The organism is Paenibacillus sp. 01T431, from assembly GCF_056398625.1.
On sequence record NZ_JBFTPT010000035.1, the window covers coordinates 1 to 19,559 of the forward strand.

General features: G+C 42.8%; 13 protein-coding genes and 3 pseudogenes. 12 read left to right on the forward strand and 4 right to left on the reverse strand.

The window, feature by feature from the left end:
• Positions 1-400: 400 nt before the first annotated feature.
• Together AC1DM9_RS33400 and AC1DM9_RS33405 are read left to right on the forward strand one after the other, a co-directional pair.
• The gene (locus AC1DM9_RS33400) at positions 401-2,506 is read left to right on the forward strand and encodes a PrsW family glutamic-type intramembrane protease (RefSeq protein WP_477584307.1); all 2,106 of its coding nucleotides are present in this window, start codon (positions 401-403) and stop codon (positions 2,504-2,506) included.
• Positions 2,507-2,533: 27 nt separating this feature from the next.
• Complete coding sequence (locus AC1DM9_RS33405; protein ID WP_441883797.1) at positions 2,534-3,124, forward strand: pentapeptide repeat-containing protein; 591 nt, start codon at positions 2,534-2,536, stop codon at positions 3,122-3,124.
• A gap of 45 nt (positions 3,125-3,169) precedes the next feature.
• On the opposite strand, the pseudogene AC1DM9_RS33410 reads toward AC1DM9_RS33405, so the two are convergent.
• Positions 3,170-3,307: pseudogene (locus AC1DM9_RS33410) on the reverse strand (IS110 family RNA-guided transposase); the annotation flags it as partial.
• Positions 3,308-3,882: 575 nt separating this feature from the next.
• Here AC1DM9_RS33410 and AC1DM9_RS33415 point away from each other — a divergent pair.
• The 4 genes from AC1DM9_RS33415 (at position 3,883) to AC1DM9_RS33430 (ending at position 7,569) form a co-directional block, all read left to right on the forward strand.
• Entirely contained in the window at positions 3,883-4,827 is a 945-nt protein-coding gene (locus AC1DM9_RS33415) for a helix-turn-helix transcriptional regulator (protein WP_441883800.1), read from the forward strand.
• Between the two features lie 102 nt (positions 4,828-4,929).
• On the forward strand, positions 4,930-6,114 hold the full coding sequence (locus AC1DM9_RS33420; RefSeq protein WP_477584311.1) for an epoxide hydrolase family protein: 1,185 nt from the start codon (positions 4,930-4,932) through the stop codon (positions 6,112-6,114).
• Positions 6,115-6,190: 76 nt separating this feature from the next.
• On the forward strand, positions 6,191-6,937 hold the full coding sequence (locus tag AC1DM9_RS33425) for an SDR family NAD(P)-dependent oxidoreductase (RefSeq protein ID WP_477584313.1): 747 nt from the start codon (positions 6,191-6,193) through the stop codon (positions 6,935-6,937).
• 491 nt (positions 6,938-7,428) lie between these two features.
• Entirely contained in the window at positions 7,429-7,569 is a 141-nt protein-coding gene (locus AC1DM9_RS33430; protein ID WP_477584315.1) for a hypothetical protein, read from the forward strand.
• 189 nt (positions 7,570-7,758) lie between these two features.
• Here the strand turns inward: AC1DM9_RS33430 and AC1DM9_RS33435 are convergent, their stop codons facing one another.
• Positions 7,759-8,358, reverse strand: a complete 600-nt coding sequence (locus AC1DM9_RS33435; RefSeq protein ID WP_477584316.1) for a hypothetical protein — start codon at positions 8,356-8,358, stop codon at positions 7,759-7,761.
• Positions 8,359-8,701: 343 nt separating this feature from the next.
• On the opposite strand from AC1DM9_RS33435, the gene AC1DM9_RS33440 reads away from it, so the two are divergent.
• A complete protein-coding gene (locus AC1DM9_RS33440; RefSeq protein ID WP_477584352.1) occupies positions 8,702-9,988 on the forward strand; it encodes an IS110 family RNA-guided transposase in 1,287 nt (428 codons plus the stop codon).
• Positions 9,989-10,104: 116 nt separating this feature from the next.
• On the opposite strand, the pseudogene AC1DM9_RS33445 reads toward AC1DM9_RS33440, so the two are convergent.
• Positions 10,105-10,263: pseudogene (locus AC1DM9_RS33445) on the reverse strand (SpoVR family protein); the annotation flags it as partial.
• A gap of 416 nt (positions 10,264-10,679) precedes the next feature.
• Between AC1DM9_RS33445 and AC1DM9_RS33450 the strand changes: the two are divergent.
• Positions 10,680-10,823 (forward strand): hypothetical protein, encoded by a 144-nt coding sequence (locus AC1DM9_RS33450; RefSeq protein WP_441883814.1) that lies wholly within the window; start codon positions 10,680-10,682, stop codon positions 10,821-10,823.
• A 973-nt stretch (positions 10,824-11,796) separates the two neighbouring features.
• Here AC1DM9_RS33450 and AC1DM9_RS33455 read toward each other — a convergent pair.
• Positions 11,797-11,952 (reverse strand): annotated as a pseudogene (locus AC1DM9_RS33455) (IS110 family RNA-guided transposase); the annotation flags it as partial.
• A gap of 334 nt (positions 11,953-12,286) precedes the next feature.
• Here AC1DM9_RS33455 and AC1DM9_RS33460 point away from each other — a divergent pair.
• The 4 genes from AC1DM9_RS33460 (at position 12,287) to AC1DM9_RS33475 (ending at position 19,438) form a co-directional block, all read left to right on the forward strand.
• Positions 12,287-12,469 (forward strand): hypothetical protein, encoded by a 183-nt coding sequence (locus AC1DM9_RS33460; protein WP_477584319.1) that lies wholly within the window; start codon positions 12,287-12,289, stop codon positions 12,467-12,469.
• Positions 12,466-14,307 (forward strand): helix-turn-helix domain-containing protein, encoded by a 1,842-nt coding sequence (locus AC1DM9_RS33465; protein WP_477584321.1) that lies wholly within the window; start codon positions 12,466-12,468, stop codon positions 14,305-14,307. The genes AC1DM9_RS33460 and AC1DM9_RS33465 overlap by 4 nt, the downstream gene beginning before the upstream one ends.
• 240 nt (positions 14,308-14,547) lie before the next feature.
• On the forward strand, positions 14,548-17,301 hold the full coding sequence (locus AC1DM9_RS33470; protein ID WP_477584323.1) for a GLUG motif-containing protein: 2,754 nt from the start codon (positions 14,548-14,550) through the stop codon (positions 17,299-17,301).
• A 418-nt stretch (positions 17,302-17,719) separates the two neighbouring features.
• Positions 17,720-19,438 (forward strand): S-layer homology domain-containing protein, encoded by a 1,719-nt coding sequence (locus AC1DM9_RS33475; protein WP_477584325.1) that lies wholly within the window; start codon positions 17,720-17,722, stop codon positions 19,436-19,438.
• Positions 19,439-19,559 lie beyond the last annotated feature (121 nt).

Genomic DNA, 19,559 nt, shown 5'->3' on the forward strand with positions numbered 1-19,559 from the left:
GAGCTTTAGTTAGTCTAGACTTCATAATAACGCCTCCTAAGGTGAGTTCTGAGGGCTCCAACCCAGTACATACTCATCCTAGCGGGGCGTTCGTTTTACTGCAAATTGAATCTACTAACACCTACAGGAATGTTAACGGGTACGATAGTTCAAAGAATCGACATAACACATCAACAATTTGAGACCAGCGCCTTTTGCCACATTTTAGAAGAATGCCTATAATACTAGTATCCCTTGAGAAACAGGTTAGGAACATGTTGCGGAGTTACTCTATAAGTCTCCGGTCCGATCGATCAGTGACCATGGTTTTCATATGTTCTTTTTAATTACTCGTGGCTGGACCGTCGTCAAGGGAGACGTCCCGCTCACACGAAGTCTGCTTTCAAAGGAGGCGACCTTAATGAATACGATCTGGTCCATCCGAACCGGAATTCGGGATTTCCTTGAGGCCATCCATCGAACTTGCCAATCATGGATTGAGAGATATCCGTTTATTAAAACGGCGTATACGATTTTTTCCTGGTTGTCGCTAATCATGCTTGTTTTAAGTTTGTTTTTCGTTAAAGAATCTCGTACCATGATGGTTCAATATTTATGGTCGTTTTATGTGCTGCTTCAATTTTGGGTTCTGTGCCGAAGTAAAACGATGCCGTGGAAGCCGATCGTTCTGTTCGTTCTGGCAGGCGTTTTCTTTGTCGTACCGTTCACAACGATTTCGGTCAATGCTCTCCACGTGCTTTTCGGCGGAAAAACATCCGACACCTGGTCCATTGCCGTTATCACGCCAATTTTCGAAGAATTATGGAAGCTCCTTCCGCTAGGCATATTTCTGTTGTTCTCACGTCGAGCTTCCGCTTTGAGTTTAAGTGATTACACGCTCATCGGTGCGGCAACCGGCGTCGGCTTCCAACTGATGGAGGAGCTGTCCCGAAGGTGGCTAAGTTCTGGCGTTCTTGCGGAAAAGTTCGGCTACAGCTTTACGATGCTGGGCGGCGAAACGATTCATTGGGGTTTTTTCTCGCTGTTTCCCGGGCGTTTCGAAGAAAGCCTGTTTCCGACACTGATGACCGTCGGTCATCCCGTACATACCGCCATGATCGCGCTTGCGTGCGGAATTGCCTATCGGCTGCGGATAAGACTGACGAAATGGGTTTATCTGTTCCCGGCAATCCTTTTGCTTTGGTCCATCCTGGATCACGCGGCTTATAACGGTCAGCACCAGCTGCCGGGTTGGGTGTTCTGGCTTCATGATTGGACCGGCAGCGGTTATAAAACTCAGCCGGCCTTCCTGTTAATGCTGGCCGCATCGATTTTTGCCGATTACTGGTCGCTGAACAAAATACGAAACCGCATTCCTTTGCTGCAGAACGAGCCGCTTCTTAATCCGTTTACCGAGCTGTGGAATATGACCCGCTCTTTTTGTCTGGACCGGGGTAATTTCATATATTGGCTAGGCTTTTACCGGGGGCGCAGGGAGCTTGGATTTCATTTGCTTTATGGAAATGAAGAAGCGGCCAGTAGACAGGAGCCTGTCCAGGCTCGGGTAAAAACGCTTTACCAGGCGCTGACCGGACTCGCTGTGATTCTGCTTGTGGCCGGTTTGTTCGCAGGCATCGGGGCTCATACGGGCGGTGGAGAAACAGCATGTTTCGCCTGCATGTTCGATTCGCTGCAAAATTGGTGGGATCGGCTGGAGTGGTATGAACAGGGCGCGATCGTGCTCGGGGCACTTGCCTTATCACTGCTGTTCGTTGGATTCTGGCCGGCCTTAGGCGTCGCGATGACGGGGGCGGGAATCGCCGGGGGCGGACATGAGATTGCCGGCTATATCCGCGATCCGAAGAAGCTGCTGACTCCCGAAAATGCGCTTTCCGTGGCTGTAGGCATTGTATTAAGCCGAATTCCATTCGGCAGAGCGCTAAGATGGGTTGGAAAAAAAGGACTTCGATATGTGCGCAAGCTTCTGGATAAGCTCGGTTCCCGAAAGCCGGATATCGACGTCCCGGTTAAACCGAAACCCCCGGGGATGTCAAAAGCTGACTTAGAAAAAATTAGGGAATCAGCTCCAGAATACTATAAGGACTTGATGAACAAGTATGGAGATAAAGGAAAATACTTTAATAGATCTCTAGAAGACTATGAGAGTTTAGCTAAAGATCCAGCTAAAAATTTTAAAATTAATGAAAAATCAAGGATCGAGAGACAAGCCGGCTTAGAGTTAGAGGCAAGAGGGGATCTACCAGGTCCTATAGTTAGGGATCCCAATCCTGCCGGTGCAGAGTTTATTGATGCTACTGGTGTAAAATGGGACGTAAAAGGATGGCACTCTAAATATGCTCCTAAGGGGTATTCACTTGAAAAGGCAGTTTCTGGAATAGAAGAATCTCTTTCAAAAGGTGAAAATGTAATCATAGATACAACAAAAATGTTCCCAGAACATATCAAAGAAGTACGCGAGGCAGTTAACGAATTAGGTTTAAGTGATAAAGTATTGTGGTGGCCATAACAAAAAATATCCGAAAGGAAGTACTGCATGGATACTGAAAACATATTTTTTAAACATAACCAATGGGTATATTCAGATGGTGAAGCTGGTGAGAAATTAGAAATTGAAAAAAGAGAAATGAGTGAATTAGAAGTTACAGGTATGGATCTAAGTTGTTCATTAATTGTAGAATCGAATGTGAACAATTCAATCTTAACAAATAATGATATGAGTGATTGCTATTTTTTAAGTACCTCGTTTGATGAAACAAATCTCTCGGAAAGTATACTGAGTAAAACTATATTTGATTTCGCGTCATTAAAACATTCAATTTTGAAAAATTGCATAGGTATAAAGGCGTCATTTGAAGATGCAAATCTTAGCTTTGCTGACTTAACTGGATCGGATTTTCGTCGAGCATCTTTCCGAAGAGCAAATTTAAGTCACGCAAATTTTTCTAATGTTGATTTGACAAGTGCATTACTTGAAGGAGCCCTTCTCTATGGAACTAGCTTCAAAGGTGCAAAAGGGATTGATGAAGTGTCTGCCCATTATATTTTTGTTGGGACAGAAGAGGAACCAATTAGGTTGGAAGGCGATGATATCCACAAATGGTTGATAGAGCAGAGAAGGGGGTAACATTCACCTGGGCAATAATTTCATTTAATTGGCTCGATAGAAGACACTACCGACTACGATTCCTCGAAAATTAACAGCACGAGCGACATGCGTTTGCTGTGCGATGTCGATCCCGACGACTAGATGTTGAGTGGTAATTTTTTCAATGAGTTGATTTTGTATCGCTTGCGATTTAAACTTCATAGTAGAGCGACCTCCTGGATGATGGAATTTTTAGGGCTATGACCCGTTGCGTACTTCCATCGTACCGAGGCGCTCGTTTTTTTGCAAAGCGGTAATTTAACGCTCTACAGGAATGCTAACGGGTAGTTTAGCTGAATAAGAAACGTGCAGTTAGAATGTGTGTTATTCTAAAAGCTACAGTTTCAGGACAGGACTCTCCACTCCTATCTATACTTTTGCACTCTATTTGAGTGCAGGCCACCATTTTGGTGGCTTTTTTTATTGTTATACGAACCGGCAGAATAAAGAAATAAGCTCAACCAAACTGTAGGTGCATGATAACCCGGTTTTATTAACTGGGGCTTGATCAATTAAAATGATATCTGAATTCGTGGTTTCAAAATAAAGCTACAAAACACTGGTGAAGTTTCTAATCCTGACAGACTATTGTCAACAATAAAAGTTTATTATGTAAGTAAGAGCCTAACTACCTGCAGGAGTTAAAGGATCGTGTTCGTGGAACTGAAACATCTTATTAATCAGTTACCTTGAAAATGAAACTGTAACAAGATGCTCTGAATTTGGGGGGGACAACTGTGAAACTTGAGCGACTTATGGCTATTACTATCCTTCTATTAAACCGCAAACGCGTACAGGCACAAGAATTGGCTGATCGTCTGGAGGTTTCATTACGTACGATTTATCGCGATTTAGATTCACTGAATCTAGCAGGAATTCCTATTGTTTCGTACACGGGGGCGGAAGGAGGATTCGAAATCATGGAGAACTTTCGATTGGATCGGCAAATGCTTTCATTCGATGAACTTATTGCCCTCTCTACAGCTTTGCGAGGTCTTCAATCTACGCAGGTATTTGAAAACCAAAATTTGGAAGGTTTGCTCGATAAAGTAGGCGCATTGGTCTCGAAGGCTGAACAAGGTCGTTTGGTTGGTGCTGATCAGGTCATCATAGATTTAAATCCGTGGAAAAGCAGCTCTTCAGAACGAAACAAATATGACACGCTGCATAAAGCCGTAAGTGATAAAAAGCTGATCCGTTTTACATACACCAACGGACAAGGGGGAGAAACAGAACGTTGTATTGAACCTATGGGTCTAGTGCTCAAAGGCTACACGTGGTATCTTCACGGTTATTGTTTAAATCGAGATGATTACCGCATGTTCAGGCTTTCACGGATCCGGAACCTACTCATTCTTGAGGATACGTTCCAGCGCCGAATAGTGAATCTGTCTGAGTTAAATGAAAATTGGAGTCCGCAGCGCGATACCAAAATGGTTGATCTGGTGCTGAGATTTACAGGACCGGCTAAGGTTTCAGCAGCAGATCATTTTGATTCGGATGAGATTGAGCGGCAACCTGATGGCTCGCTTATTGTTCGGGTCAGATACCCGGATAACGACTGGTTAGTCGGCTTTTTACTCCATTTTAGAACGGATTTATTGATTCTTGAACCCTTGCATGTTGCTGAAGAGGTACGGAAGTGTGCGCTGGAGATATCTAAACTTTATATTGGTTGTTGACACACAGTTGTCAACAAGCTTGATTTAATATGAGTATAGCTAGAGAGAACACATTAATCAGCACAAGAAAATATTAAAGAAATTTGAGGAGGTTTTTCAAAAATGACTCATTCAGAACAACAAAGTGTAAGCAGCGGCCAACAGAACACGGAGATCAAGCCTTTCCGCATCGATGTTCCGCAGGCTGACCTTGATGAATTGCGAGACCGTTTAACCCGTACCCGTTGGCCGGATGCTTTGGCTGGTGTAGGCTGGGACAATGGTATTCCCGTTGATTATCTCAAGAATCTGGCGGAATACTGGAGATCTAAATATGATTGGCGCAAACACGAGAAACTTCTTAACAAATTTCCACAGTTCACCACCACCATAGACGGACAGAACATACACTTTCTGCATGTACGTTCACCAGAACCTGGAGCAACGCCATTGATCATCACACATGGTTGGCCGGGTTCAATTGTAGAGTTCATGAACATTATAGGACCGCTCACCGATCCCCGTGCTCATGGCGGCAACCCGGAAGATGCTTTTCATGTCGTTATACCTTCGCTGCCCGGTTTTGGTTTTTCTGGACCGACAACCGAGGTAGGGTGGAACATAGGCCGAGTAGCCAGAGCTTGGGCAGAATTGATGCATCGACTAGGTTATGAACGTTATGGCGCACAAGGTGGGGACACCGGCGCATTGGTCTCACCAATGCTTGGACGTTTTGCGCCAGACTGTGTTATTGGAGTACATTCAAACGGGCTTACAACATTCCCGTCTGGAGACCCCTCAGAGTTGATTCATTTAACTGAGATCGAGCGAGCACGCTACGATAAGTTGACTGGACATAGCTTTGAGACAACTGGTTATGCGATTATACAATCTACGCGACCTCAGACGCTGGCCTATGGTCTGACTGACTCACCCATCGGCCAGCTTGCATGGATTGTTGAGAAGTTTAAGGAATGGACAGATCCTATAGCCAATCTTCCGGAAGATGCCGTTGATCTAGACCACTTGCTAACTAATGTCACCTTGTATTGGCTCACCGGAACGGCAGGGTCATCGGCACGGATTTATAAAGAGGAGGCGAAATCCTGGGGCATGCCTGCTCATCGCTCTACGGTTCCTACCGGTGTTGCGGTTTTTCCAAACGACATCTCGATCAGAAGTATTGTCGAACGCGAGCATAACGTCGTGCATTGGTCAGAGTTCAATAGCGGAGGTCACTTTGCGGCAATGGAAGTACCTGATCTATTAGTTAATGACATCCGAAAGTTCTTTGGTCAACTTCGCTAAGACGAACCTGGATGTTGTTATGAGTCTCGAATCTAAAGTTAGAATTTTCGAAATAAAATAGTAGGATGAAAGGAAGATGAATATGAATTTACAGGGGAAAGTGGTTATCGTTACCGGAGGCGCTAGAGGAATTGGAAGTGCTACATCAAAATTATTGGCCCATCGGGGTGCGAAAGTCGTAGTTAATTATTTAAAAAATCAAGATGCTGCTGAAGCAGTAGTATCCGATATTAGATCCAGCGGCGGGGAAGCCATTGCTCACCAGGCGGATGTTCGTGATTCAGACCAATTTGCAAAGCTCGTAGACGCCGTTTTAAAAACCTTTGGGAGAATTGATATATTGGTATGTAATGCGAATATGAGTTTCACTGCGAAACCCTTTACCGAAATGAAATGGGAGGAGTTCTCTCAGAAATTAAACGATGAACTAAAAGCAGCATTCGTGACGACTAAATCCGTTATTCCGTATATGATCGAACAAAAGTTTGGACGTATCATTTATGTATCCAGCAGTTTAGGTAAGGATCCCTCGCCTTACATGATCGCTCATGGAACGGCAAAAGGAGGGTTGAATACTTTTTCTGACTATATTGCCCAAGAATTTGGTCCACAAGGGATTTCAGCCAACGTGGTTGCACCCGGATTAGTGCAAACCGATGCGACTGCCTTTTTGTCAGATGAAGAGAAACGAACAATTAGTAGCTTCACACCACTGAGGCGTTTGGCGGAACCTGATGATATTGCAGGTGTTATTTCGTTCCTGGCAAGCGACGATTCGCGTTTTATTACCGGATCGTATACCCCTGTTACTGGGGGACTGTAACTGGAGTCCAGTGTCATCTGATACTACCAATGCCAAAGTACGTTTAAGAGACACCCGAGAGAATTAGATAATGTTTGCTAATCAACAGTTATTACGCTCTAATGGAAAACGATAGCATCATTTCAATAGTCTGCTCAAGTAACAGGCAGCATTCCTATTATGAAGAAATAGTAGGTTAGAAAACTGCTGAAGGTGGCTCGATTGGCATCAGGTACGGTATGAAAGTATACCATTCAAAACTACAGGTTCAGGACAGGACTCTCCACTCCTATCTATACTTTTGCACTCTTTTTGAGTGCGAGCCACCCTTCCAGGTGGCTATTTTTTATTGTTCTTGAAGTGACCTATCTGCTAAAGGATACGCTATAAGGATCCATCAAGTTGAACTATAATACGAATGGGTAGGATAGTTGAAAAAAATGATCCTTCGCAGTGGTTTTTAATTTACCCTATATATCCCTTTTATTGTGTTAAAATTGGTTTCGCAGGGTATGGGGAGAATCAGTTGTTTTCGAAACATTAGCAGGTCAGCTAATAGTTATGCTGATGATGTAGATGAGGAATTTCATGTAACGGTCATGACAGGTATCTGGATGGAGTCACTTGCGCAGGCATCGCTGCTTTTTGCCTAAGGTTTGTAGGGTGATATCGACCGCAGCTGAGTTGGGCATATTTGTAGCATTGCACCATAGAATGGGCTCATTCAAGATGAATTTGTATCCTTCAATAGCCTTTAAATTGGTTTCAAATGAATACTTGGTCATGATAAAAAACTGTATCTTGCGATTGGGGTACAGTTCGCTCAACGCTCTTTTTTATATTTATTTCAATTGTTTGAGTATGGTTATCCATATTCTCAGACCTGTCACCCATAGCGTCAAAGCAGAGCCAAAACCGATAAAAGTAGATGTCGCAATCAGAGTTACATTGCTTACGATGGCATTCATTGGTAAAAAGAAAGTAATAATGCCTAAAATACAGAGCACTACACCTGTACCATAATAAAAATTTTCTCGAAACAATTTAGCTAAAGGAAAAAAATGAATACCGACAATGATAGCCATGATAGGGAAAAAGACTTCAAAATGATTGATTATGTTACAAATCACACTTGCAATAAAGATCGCAAGACCTTCTAGACCAAAAATCAAACCAAATTTTCGATTTATTTTTTTCCGATGTTCCCTCTCTTCCGGTGTATCAGCGTTGTTCATGTTACGAGCTTTACCAAAAAGCGTTATGGCTCCGATGAGTAAGATTAATGTCACAACACTCGAAAGAACAAGTAACCATGGAGCTCCAAGTCCATGTGAACCAATAATACCAATGGAAGCCCAAAGCGCTCCAAAAAAAGTCATGAACATCACGCCATTTGCAGCTCCAAAGACAGCAGCTTTCGGCAATTTTACTAAATCACTCATAATTATGCAGACTCCTAGATCCATTTTTTTATCTACTCTTATAAAATCATCCTTTCTCCATTTTGTCTAGCTTTTGTAACAAAGGCTATGTTAAATTACATCTCGGTTTGGAGATGATTAACCTTTGGATCTAAAGCAATTGAAGAAACTCGCGAAATAACTAGAAAGGATTTCCTGTGTGAGGCAGGGGTTATAAGATGATTTTGTAGGTTTTTGGTTTATGACTCAACCTATCTTCGCTAAGCTAAACATTCCTGTTAAGGCTAAGAAATAGCCTTTGTCAAAAAGGGAGCGCCTCGGTATGATGGGTTTGTCGACAACACATCAAGGAGGCGCTCTTACTATGAAGTTTAAGCAATCAGACGCACAAAATCAACGGATTGAACGAATTACCACCTCGCATCTCGTCGTAGGGATCGACATGGCCAAAGAAACGCATGTAGCACAAGCTTCCAATTTCCTAGGGATCGTGGTTTCCAAACGACATTACTCATTCTCAAATAGCATGGAAGGCTTTGAAAAATTGAACCGCTGGATGACGGAGTTACAGCAGAAACACCGATTAAAGAAGCTCATCATCGGCATGGAGCCAACCGGCCATTACTGGTTTAACCTGGCCAACTGGTTAGCAGATAAGGGATTACACGTAGTTATGGTTAACCCTGCTACGACCAAGAGAAACAAAGAAAACCGGGATAACAGTCCATCAAAAAATGATCCCAAAGATGCACTTATCATCGCAGATTCAGTAAGTCGGGGCTTCTACTATGAGTACACGCGTCAATCGCTTGTGTTTCAACGCTTACGGACCATAATGAGTGATCGCGAATTCTGGGTGTCGAACAGTGTACGCCTGCAGAATCGAATCATACGCTGGCTGGACATTCGCTTTCCTGAGTATCCATCCGTATTCAAAGACTGGACCTGTAAGCGATCATTGGCGACCCTCAAGACATTACCTTGCCCACAGGATTTGGAGACGTATGCAATACCGGATGTAATCAAGGCTTGGAGAACACATATACAGCGCGCTGGGGGAGTTACGGGGATTGAGAAGGCCGCACAGCTCATCGCACATGCTAAACGCAGTGTCGGAGATCGAACCGCTGTAGAAGAATCGAAGGCAGATTTAATACGGCTCATTGAAGAATATGAACGAGTTACCGCCATGCTTGAACAGTTTGAAAAGGACATCGAAGCCCTGCTTTCTGAGATTCCAATGGCGCAGCAGCTTCGCACCATAAAAGGTCTGGGAAAGATCTTCACCGCGGCGATACTAGCTGGCACAGGAGATTTAAGCCAGTATGCACATGGGCGTCAGGTATTACGGAAGGCTGGCCTAAATTTGGCTGAAAGTACGTCAGGAAAGAGAAAAGGACGAATTGTTCTTTCGAAACGAGGAGACTCAGCCCTGCGAAAATATCTCTATCTCGCGACGGCTCAGCTCGTTTGGAATAATCCCGTGTTCCGTCATCTGCATGAGCATAATGTGAAAGAAAAGAAGATGAAAAAGCAGCAATCCATATTTAAGTTAATAGGAAAGCTGGCACGAATTCTAGTTGGCATTGTTCAACGAGGAGAAAAGTTCACGCCAGAGAAAACCGTCATTGCATGGGCAGAAGCAGCTTAAGTTTAGTAGCAAACACGTATAATGACTCATTCGCAGGATTTCAAAAAGAAAGCACGGAGGACCGAGTTCGTTACCCATAAGGGCTCAGACCCATCCGCTAAACGCTATCGGTCTCCACACCTTGGACAGGTATAACCGACGATGAGTTTATTTTGAATGAGAGAATAGCCCTCTAGAAGAAACGCGTTGCAGGGGTTGGAGTTAATGACGAGCTAATAAACTTTGCTTAAACCGAAGTCGCATTGTAGTTTCATTTTATGGAAAGTTTTATCAAATAATAATAAATATGAAGTAAATTATAGGGGTTAATATATATCGGTAATCACCCATTTTGAGAGTTTGGTAAGTGAAATTTGACCCCTATCTAAATGCAGGGGGGAGTCCCGTCTTGATTAAGTTAAGACTTTTTCGCCCACGAATCGAAATAGGGTGGTGTTTCGTTTGGTAATGGTCACCCAGCCGAATTTGTGCACCATGAGGAACACGAAAAAGATCCTTACAGAGTTACCATCGATCCAGGGCAACTCATAAGCATACGAGACGTTTTCACGCAGCATCAGGAGCCTTTTCCTTAAACTCGATTAAGATGCGGTTGACGTGAATCGCGTCAATCAACTTGTCTTTCCGAAGTACAGCCTCAAGCTTGTGCAACATTGTTCATCTCGCGGCAAATGCCGCGGTATGCGCATAAATGGCGTCCATCGCGTCGGTTGTAGTGCCAATGGAGAAAAGGAATCCATTCCGTCGCGCCGTTCTCGTTGATTTTCGTCGGCCAGCAGGAGCTTCCAGAGCTGCTGAGGCTGAAAAAGTATTAAGAAACCATCCAACGCATTGATATGCAATACCACTTGGGCGGTATGAGCAAGGAGGAGGTGAGCGCTTATTTCCGGCACTACATGACCGTAATCCGGTCGGAAAGCTGGTGTTTGCCGAGAGCACACTGGGCCGCTCCTTATTCACATGGCCTATAAATCAATATACTGATAATTCTAGCTCGACAGGTAAGACCTCTCCCTTCCTGTAGCAGTAGTTCAGTGCCCCAATAACCGTGCACGATCAAATGATTTGGCCGTAGATTAATTTCATTAATACTCTTTGAATGATGAATAAATTGTAATGCTAGAATATTCATAAAGTATTTTGCATATCCATCGACAGGAGCATCCGAGTTACCTTTTAAAAATATCCATGTTCTTTGATACAAGTTCTGGTACTAACTTTATATTTAATAACAATGTCTTATTATGATCGTTATAAGTAATAAGGGGGTCTGATAGATCTAAGACTTTGGGTTGTGAGAGTTCAAAAGTTTGAAAATAAGTTCGTATGATTGAATCAGTAGGTTCTTTATATAATGTGAGCCTTTCGTTGACGGTAGGAGTTTCCTCAGCAAGCAGAAACGGGAATAGTAATAGTAGGGAAAAAAGTCTTTCAATTGAACACCATTTTCTAGTCATAAATAACATAATAATAGATAATAGCAAGCTAATCCATGGTATGATGACGAAAAATGGGTAACTTAATACTAATATTAGACCTGAAAAGACGCGTAGAGATATTAAATAGGCTGCAAACCATATTACTAATCCTACAAATAAAATAATTAGACATGTACGCCTATAATTCATTTGAAAAGCCTCCGATTAAAAAGCACTTTGACTTAACTTTTTAATCGACATTCTCCCATATTATATTAATAATAGTTTAAATATGCTTGTTGACCTTCTGTGTCAGACTAGTTGTCGTACCCCTCTCTAAAAAGTATAGTGAATAAAAAGAGAGACTGAGGTGGACGACAATGCCTAAATCGAGGAGAAGTGAAGCGGAGTGCCGAGCATAATCCCACGGAAGTTGACAGCGCGAGCTACAAGGAATTCCTGGGCGATGTCGATGCCGACGACAAGGTGCTGGGTTGAAATGCTTTCGAGCAGTTGATTTTGTTTGGCTTGAGCTTTAAACTTCAAGATAGAGCGACCTCCTTAAGATGGCTAAAGGGCTATGACCCGTTTTAAAATATGATCTTATATGTAATTTTATAATAGGAGATGCCATAGTCGATATTGCGATATGTATTCATGGATCGGATGTACATGGGTATTTGTTTGCACGAACAAAGATAAAACTACAATTGATAGTTTTTACGATATGAGTGGAAGAGATTAGGCAGTAATTGTAATCCTTACCAAGTGGACTTATTATCTCTGTTCAATCCACGATGGTTATGGGATTTAAATTGCCGGTAGTACCGCACTTGTCCTTCAATTCTATAATGATGTCATTCGAAGGTGGGTATATCCTATGTATGATAGCAAGGTGAAGGTAGGCGGTCCCGAGGAACGTAGAGCTGGCCAGATTGACCAGCTGGAACGGCATTATTTGGTAGGACGGGACCTCGAAATTCAGTATTTCTTGCAGCAACTGACAGTCGGCGGGCAACAGGGACGGATCTTGAATATCTATGGTACCGGCGGCTGGCAGTGAATGTGAACGCCGCTTTTCTGTTGATGGACAGCCGCGGGTTCTCTCATACACCGCAGGACTTCTGCACGCAATTGCTGCACAAACTCGGCTATCCGATGGAGGAGTTTCAGCAGACCACCGAGCCGCAGGCGCTTCTAGAGCTATGCCATGATATCCTGAGGGAAAAAGCGGTGAATCAGAAGCTTGTCCTAGCATTAGACACATTCGAGGACATGGGTGATATGGAGCAATGGCTGAGAGAGGCATTCCTTCCACAATTGTACCCAGATATCCTGATTCTCGTTGCGGGGAGATTCCCCATGCAAGGGATGTGGCTCACTTCTCCGGTATGGCGCCACTGGATACACCGGATGCCCATTGGCGATCTGGATTATATCTCCGTTAAGCAATACATGGAGCGCTCAGGCATTTCTCAGGAGCCAATGATCCAACAAATTTGGATGAAAACGAGAGGACATCCGCTAACGTTGTCCTTGGTCGTCTCGACAACGATGCTACAGAACATTCAGGGCTTAGAATTAGTCGATGAAATCGAAGTTTTCGAACATATTCTGAGCATTTGGTTAAAAGAGGTTCCGGACGATAATCTTAGGGAACTCGTAGAAACGGTAGCTGTACTAAGGCATTTTAACCAGGAGCTGCTCTCCGATGTATTGGATCAAAAGGTAAAGACAGATGTATTCCAAAGGCTGGTTGGACTTTCCTTCATTCGGAGAGTGGATAGGGGATGGATCCTCCATGATTTGATGCGGGATGCAATCAGCAATGGACTTCGTTTGCGCCAGCCTGAACATTACGACTGGTTATGGAAGCGGTGCATCATGTATTACTACAGCAGGATGACTAATCCGTCCAAGAGAAAGACAATCACTTGGGAAGCGGTCGAATGGTACTATTATATCGGCGATCATGTTGTACGCAATCTCTGTTTTCAGAAATTGACTCCGCTTCTCATGGAGCCATTGAATCCGTCCAATTGGGTGGAGGCAGAGCAGTATTTGGACAATCGTCGCATCAATCTGAAGGAAGTTTGCCTTCCTCTCCAGAACCAGGAAACGGGGGAGAGGTTCGAATATATGCTTTCTAAAGAAGAAGGCTTTTACTCGATTAAGCATATTCATCTTCAAGAGCTTTACGAGCTCGATCCCGGCATTGTTAAGCTGATGAGAGACCAGGATGGGGCAATACGAGGTCTGACGGCAATCATACCGATTCATAGAGGTACTCTTGACTACTTGCTAACTCATCCGCTGTCGTCCACTTATTTCCAAAGTTTGCCGGACCATAAGCTAAAGGAACTCCGGGTGCCGAATGAACATAATGCTGGTTATTTTGTGAAATCGATCGATGTGTCGGATTTTGAGGACGTGGCGGTACGTACGACTGCGGGGTTAGCGTTCGTCTCACTGCTTATATCTTCCGGTTATGTCGTGACGACTGGCCCTACGGAGCTCCCCTTTTTAAAGAAATTCCACCTGGGCTTGGGCTGCGAGCAGGTGAAGAACGTTGCACATTACGATTATGACCATAACACGCCTACGCCGTATTACGTTCTCGATACGAGAGGTGATAAGCTGCAGGATTATTTGAACAAAATGATCACGTCCTTCGGTCTTTTAGATCATGCCAAGCGACAGGACGATGGTATGGGGTTGCTGTCTGAGCGGGAAAAAGAAGTGGTGGTTCTGCTCGTAAAAGGTTATACGAATCAAGAAATTGCGACGGACTTGTGTATTACAGAAGTAACGGTCAAGAAGCATTTGACAGCTGTATTTCGGAAGCAGAATGTCAGGAATCGTACGCAGCTCGTTAACAGCTACTTGAATAAAACATATTGATTGTATTTAGACAAGTTTTCTCTTAGGAGAAAGCTTGTCTTCTTTTTTGTCTGTGAGGAGAACGAAAGTATACCCGAATTGGACCATTTTGCTACGTTCGGATAATAGAATGCGCGAAGGCAAGCGGGTAAAATTAAGAATCGAAGTATTTTAAAGTGGGGGAAATTGGATGGTTTGTCCATGAAAACCGAAAGGGTAAAGTAGCTTAGACACTGAAATGATAGAGGAGGAGAAGTATTAATGGCATTTCGTTATTGGAATAAACGGGTAATTGTATTTATTATTTTGTTAGCTATGGTGGTTGGAAATTATCCGAGTTTGGCAAATCCTAATCCTGAAGGGGTCCACGTTCAAGCGGCAGCAGGCTTTAATGGAGGGGATGGAACGGATCAAGATCCATATCAAATTGCGACAGCAGATCAATTAAATGAAGTGCGGAATTATCTGGATAGCCATTTTGTTTTGATCAATGATATTGATTTAAGTGCTTATGATGAGAACCATTCATGGCAACCGATAGGTTCTGATGCAGCAGCATTTTCAGGACATCTTGATGGGGGAAAATTTAAGATAGTCAATTTGTATGTAGATAATACTGATTCTGTTGAAATAGGAGGGTTGTTTGGGGAAGCTGCTGCTTCAAGCAGTATTCGAGATCTAGTACTGGAAAATGTAGATGTAAGGGGTACAGAAAGTGTAGGAGCCCTAGTTGGCCATTTTTATGGGGATGGAATGATTGAAAATGTTACGGCTACAGGATTAGTATCAGGGTCTGGAAATTGGATAGGCGGGGTAATAGGCTACAATGATGGCGATACGACCATTTCTAACGTCAACTTTGATGGAACCGTAAAGGGCAGTGGATCAGTAGGTGGAATCATAGGCTTTAATTATCTTTCTACCCTCACTCATGCTACCTTTGAAGGGATCGTAGAGGGTGAGGGAGCAGTTGGTGGCCTTGTCGGTTTTCATTTTTTAAGTGATATAAGTAATGGCATTTCACTTGCATCAGTGACTGGTATCGTTGATGTAGGTGGCTTGGTTGGAAGGAGTCAGGAGGGAAATGTTGATTCTTCTTATGCAACCGGTAATGTAACTGGCATAGAGGACAATTTTACGGGTGAAGGCCATGCTACAGAGAACACAGGCGGCTTAGTAGGTAATAATATAGAAGGTACTGTCTCTAATAGCTATGCAAGAGGAAATATAAATGGTTCTGAAGATGTTGGTGGACTAGTAGGTGAGAATAAAGAAGGATCTATCTCTAGTAGTTATGCAACAGGAAATGTAGAAGGATCTGAATACATTGGCGGTCTATCAGGAAGAAATTATTATGGTACGATCTCTCATAGCTATGCAGCAGGGCGAGTTAAAGGAGAGATATATGTAGGCGGTTTGTCAGGTGATAATTTCGATAGTACGATTTCTAATAGCTATGCAACAGGACAAGTAAATGGAAATGAATCTGTTGGTGGTCTAGTAGGTTATAATCTTCTTTATGGAATCGTTAAAAACAGCTATTCGAGAGGGCATGTAACCGGAAATGTAGAAGTTGGCGGGTTAGTCGGTACCAATGAAGAGAGTGATATTATCGATAGCTATTATGATACCGATACTTCAGGGCAAGCCGATAATAAGGGTATAGGACTGCCTTCTCTATCCATGAAAAATAACGATACATACGTAGGCTGGGATTTTGCAGGTATATGGGAACAGAATAAGCATAACAGTGGATATCCTTACTTAAGTGCCTATCAAAACTTTTTAACTTATGTAAGTAATGACAAGGTTCAAGAAGATGAACGGTCATATAGTGTTTCCTATACGCCAAACCAGTCGGTGACGGTCGATGGAAACATAAGCAAATGGACCAAGCCAGGCTTCGTCTTGGGTGGCTGGAATACGGAAAGTGACGGAAGAGGGACTGCATATAGCAAGGGTGACACTATAGGATCTAGCAGCAATATTCTGTTATATGCAAATTGGGTAATAAATAATGAAAACCTTAGCGGATTGCGTCTATCATCTGGGGCAAAGCTTAGTCAGCCTTTTGATGAAAATAGTTTCAGTTATAATGCTAACGTCGCGAATAGTGTCAGCAGTATTCATGTAACACCCGTAACTGCTAAACAGATATCAACTGTAACTGTAGCGATTAACGGTGGTATAGCGGAACTGGTTGCTAGCGGCTCAGCGAGCAGCGAGCTTCCGCTGAAGGTAGGCGTGAACACGCTAAATGTGGTGGTTACCGCGTCGGATGGAGTTGCGACTAAGACATATACGGTATCTGTGACACGAGAGAATAGTCCAATCGTAGTGCCACCGACACCGACACCGACACCATCACCGACACCAATACCAACAGCAACACAAGCACCAAAGCCATTTTATATTGATGAGGTTAATATTGAGGTAATTAAGTCAATGGTAGCAAAATCGAACACTGCGCCTATCGTATCCTATAAGGATGTACCTGCAAATGCCCAAAATGCTAAAGCGATTGTACTTGCGACTAAGCTTGGCATCATCAATGGATATGAGGATGGTTCATTTCGAGCTAACGCTACGATAACTAGAGCAGAGTTTGCATCTCTATTCGTAAGAGCCCTTGGTTTAACGTCAGAAGGTGATTACGACTTTATAGACACCAAAGGTCATTGGGCAGCAGATCCCATTGCTACATTAAAAACAATAGGTATTGCTAAGGGTTACTTAGATGGAACATTCAAACCGAATCAGACGATAACAAGAGCGGAAATCGTAACTATGCTTTCAAAAGTAATAAACATGAACTTTGTGAAGAGTACGAAGTTCAGTGATGTTAGAGATCACTGGGCAGAAGCTGAAATTGATACATTATCCGATATGGGAATTGTAAAGGGTACGCCGGACGGTTTATTCAAACCGAATGCAAATGCGACGAGAACGGAGTCGTTGCTCATGATCTTACGCATGCTGAATGCCAGTCTTGGTCATACACTAGACGTAGAGTAGAAAACACTTATCTCGAGTACGGTAGGTACTGATAACAGTATCTACTGTATTTTTTTATGTGGACTTGATCGGGCATTTGGGGAAAGCGGATCAGCAAGTTTTCACTTAGGAGAGAGCTTGTCTGCTTTTTTTATGAGTGAGGAGAACGAAAGTATACCCAACTTCGACTATTTTGCTACTTTCGGATAATAGAGAGCGCGAAGGTAAGATGGTACATTTAAGAATATTTATGTCAAATCAGAGCATTGTGGAGTGGAGGAAACTGGGCAAAGAAGTGGTTGGTGTTGATTCATGTATGATCGGAGGCTCAATTTGTGGTAATCTCAGGTATTCTGCTCATCACGCTGAACAACTACGGTTCTTACACGCAGATGTGGTTGTTGGGTCAAAAACCAGAATTATAGGAGGGTAATCTTTAATGAAACGACACATGAATAAAGTATTTTCATGGTTATGTATGGTATCACTTGTAGTTGGATTCGTGGCTCCTGTGCTCATGGTTACTCCAAGCGTTTCGGCTGTTTCGCCAGGGAAAGCTACAATTTTTGGTAAAGTAACAGGCAATGATACAGGTGATGATGCTGATTCAAGCTACCCATTAGAGCAGAGTGTACTTGTAGTGCTTATGAATGGTGGTGTGGAAGTAGCGCAAACGAGAACCTATGAGGACGGTAGATTCTTTTTTCATAATGTTACTGATGGTACCTATACAATTAAGTTTAGCACAGTGGCAGGCTATACTATTGCAACTCCAGTTACTAGTGAGGAAAGTATTACAATTGATTCGAGTAAAAATTACTATTCTGTAGATGCACTTTATTCCAATATACCGAACTATGACGTAGTGCAATCTGGGGAGATATTTCAGGGAAATATAAAAGTTCCTTATCCTGAACATGGAGGAATTACTTATAAATTAACAGATGGTCCTTATCTTGGGAAGATAATAGATGGTGGATATGTTTATCCTATTTTTGAATATGAAGCAAGTCCAGGTTCTACGGGTGAAGATAGCTTTACTATAATTGCTACTACGAATAAAGATGTATACACAATTAAATGGGATATTTTAATTATTCCTCCATTTGAGTATCCAGTTAACAATCCGCCTAGCATAATCAATGAGAATAAAGCAACGATGATAAATACGGCTGTATCTGGAGGTCCCGTAGCAGTAGATTTTGAAATGGATTGGTTAGATTTCGACTTTGCTAGCAGTCCTAGCCACGGAAAGGTAGAATGGGATGAGGATGAGGATGGAATCTGGACATATACGCCAGAAGCCAATTATACAGGTACGGATACATTCACAGTCCTCGTCCAAACTGGTGAAGGTGGCGATGAATATTTATCGACGATTACAATTCTGATTAACCCAACACCAACGCCAACACCAATATCAACACCAATATCAACACCGACACCGACACCAACACCAACACCAACACCAACACCAACGCCAACGCCTGTACAGCCGCCTAAATTAGAGTATGATCTTCATTTTGACTATATAATTGGTTATCCAGATGGAATGGTGAAGCCCGAAAACAGTATTGATCGTGAAGAGGTTGCTACTATTTTTTACCGATTAATGGAAGATAACAGCCGCGAAGATTATCTTTCTAACACGCATTCTTTCTCTGATGTGACGAGTGATCGATGGTCTAATAAATACATTGCTACGATGAATAAAGCCAAAGTAATAAATGGTTATCCAGATGGAACATTTGCACCGGGACAGTATATAACTAGAGCAGAGTTCGCTGCAATTGCTTCGAGATTTGATAAACTAGATGAAAGAACGAATGATTTCTTTACAGATATCAGTGGTCATTGGGCAGAGAAGTACATTGCATCCTCAGTGAACAAAGGCTGGATAAAGGGGTATGCGGATAAGACCTTTAGGCCTGATCAATACATCACACGTGCTGAAGCCATGACCTTAATCAATAGTGTATTAGATCGAAATGTCCAGACCAAAGAGATTCACAAAGACGCGAAGCAGTGGCCGGATAACAAGCCAGAGCATTGGTATTACAGAGATGTCCTTGAAGCAACTAATTATCATGACTACAGCAAAAAGGATAAAGAAACTGAGATTTGGCTAAAAATTCTTCCACATCGCGTTTACCCATAAGCTTATTGTATAAAGTTCCTATCTGGTCTATTAGGCCAAAGAGATAGGAGCTTTTGGTTTACCCAGATGCTGAAAAGGATATATTTCTACCTTTACTCTTGTGTTGTAACGTAGGAAATAA

Excerpts from the sequence above, each read along its gene's own strand:
- AC1DM9_RS33400 (WP_477584307.1), top strand. The coding sequence starts at position 401 with ATGAATACGATCTGGTCCATCCGAACCGGAATTCGGGATTTCCTTGAG.
- AC1DM9_RS33405 (WP_441883797.1), top strand. The coding sequence starts at position 2,534 with ATGGATACTGAAAACATATTTTTTAAACATAACCAATGGGTATATTCA.
- AC1DM9_RS33420 (WP_477584311.1), top strand. The coding sequence starts at position 4,930 with ATGACTCATTCAGAACAACAAAGTGTAAGCAGCGGCCAACAGAACACG.
- AC1DM9_RS33425 (WP_477584313.1), top strand. The coding sequence starts at position 6,191 with ATGAATATGAATTTACAGGGGAAAGTGGTTATCGTTACCGGAGGCGCT.
- AC1DM9_RS33430 (WP_477584315.1), top strand. The coding sequence starts at position 7,429 with ATGGGGAGAATCAGTTGTTTTCGAAACATTAGCAGGTCAGCTAATAGT.
- AC1DM9_RS33435 (WP_477584316.1), bottom strand. The coding sequence starts at position 8,358 with ATGAGTGATTTAGTAAAATTGCCGAAAGCTGCTGTCTTTGGAGCTGCA.
- AC1DM9_RS33440 (WP_477584352.1), top strand. The coding sequence starts at position 8,702 with ATGAAGTTTAAGCAATCAGACGCACAAAATCAACGGATTGAACGAATT.
- AC1DM9_RS33450 (WP_441883814.1), top strand. The coding sequence starts at position 10,680 with ATGGCGTCCATCGCGTCGGTTGTAGTGCCAATGGAGAAAAGGAATCCA.
- AC1DM9_RS33460 (WP_477584319.1), top strand. The coding sequence starts at position 12,287 with ATGTATGATAGCAAGGTGAAGGTAGGCGGTCCCGAGGAACGTAGAGCT.
- AC1DM9_RS33470 (WP_477584323.1), top strand. The coding sequence starts at position 14,548 with ATGGCATTTCGTTATTGGAATAAACGGGTAATTGTATTTATTATTTTG.
- AC1DM9_RS33475 (WP_477584325.1), top strand. The coding sequence starts at position 17,720 with ATGAAACGACACATGAATAAAGTATTTTCATGGTTATGTATGGTATCA.